1 protein-coding gene is annotated in these 1450 nt (G+C 67.2%); it reads right to left on the reverse strand.

Annotated elements, in window-relative coordinates:
* Window positions 1-6: 6 nt before the first annotated feature.
* A partial coding sequence (locus tag E1294_RS51905) for an RICIN domain-containing protein (protein WP_165978001.1) occupies window positions 7-1450 on the reverse strand: 1444 nt, incomplete at its 5' end.

The raw sequence follows: 1450 nt of genomic DNA on the forward strand, positions 1-1450 counted from the left end.
GGCGGCTTAGCCCCAGCGTTGCAGTAGCCGGTCGTACTCGGCCTGGGTGATCGGCAGGACGGTGCCGTGGCGCGGCCGGCCGGGCATGGCGTAGCCGGAGACGGGTGACCATTGCCGGGTGTTCAGGTCGGTGGTCGTGAACGGTACGTAGCCCCGGCCGCCGTACTCGTCGATGAACATGTACCAGCGCTCGTCGGTGTTCGATTTGAAGACCAACGGGCCCTCGCCTTGGCTGATCGCGTTGTTCCCGAGGCACTCTGCGACGAAGGAGTAGGTGCGGTTGAGTATGGTCGTCGACTTCTCCGCGAGGATGAATTTGCCGCACGGGGTCTGCGACGAGCTCCGCTCGTCCTTCGTGAAGCGGTAGTAGGTGCCGTTGTGCTTGATGAGCGTCGAGTCGATCGTCGAGTAGCCCTTGTCGACCCAGACCTGCGCGGTGCTGAAGGTCCGGAAGTCGGATGTCGTGGCGTACATCATCCGGTTGTAGGTGGTGCCGGTGTGGTTCGGGTCGCCGGCGGAGTACAGCTTCGACGCCCAGAACAGCACGTACTGGCCGAGCCCTTCGTCGTAGTACGCCTCCGGGGCCCAGGTGTTGCCGGCCGTGTCCGGTGAGACGCGTGCCAGGCGCGGCGCGCTCCAGTTGACCAGGTCGGTCGATTCCCAGACCGCGATGGACTTGCTGCCGGTCCGCTGGACCTGGTCCCAGTTGCCGTTGCCGTACATCCGCAGGTCGGTGGCGATCTGGTAGAACTTGTCGCCGTGCGGTGAGCGGATGATGAACGGGTCGCGCACGCCGCGGGTGCCCACGGTCGAGGTCAGCACGGGCCGCCCACCGTTGAGCTGGCGCCACCGGGTCGGGTCGTTGGCCTGGCTGAGCGCGAAGTAGACCTGCTCGCCTGCGGAGGTGTTCTCGCCGGTGAAGTGCGTGAACAGGTAGCCGGCATACTTCGGGGCGGGCGCCGTGCCGACCTGGACCAGCTGCCACTGCTGGTTGGCGGCGCCCGTGTCGGTGTACTGGGAGATCCGCGCGCCGTCGGCGGTGGACCGCTCCCAGACGTCGAGGGCCTTGCCGCTGTTGCGGTTGATGAGCTTGACGTATCCGCTGTCGGTATCCACGACTCGGAATTGCTGGTTGGTGCCGCCGTTGTCGGTCCACTGGACGACATTCGCACCGTTCGCCGTGGACGCCGAGGCGACGTCCAGCACCTTGCCGCTGTGCCGGGCTCGGAGCTTGTAGGAGCCGCTGCCGGCGTCGACGAACTGGAACTGCTGGCCCGCCTGGTCGGCGCGGGTCCGCTGCTGTACGGCGGCGCCGTCGGCGGTCGACTGGTCGGCGATGTCGACCGCTTTGCCGCTGTGCCGCGAGACGATCTGGTAGTACGCCACCGGGTCGATCACGGCCGCATTCGCCGACGGTCCCGTGACCAGTGCGGCGGCGCAGCTCGCGATC

Source organism: Nonomuraea diastatica, from assembly GCF_004349015.1.
GTDB lineage: Bacteria > Actinomycetota > Actinomycetes > Streptosporangiales > Streptosporangiaceae > Nonomuraea > Nonomuraea diastatica.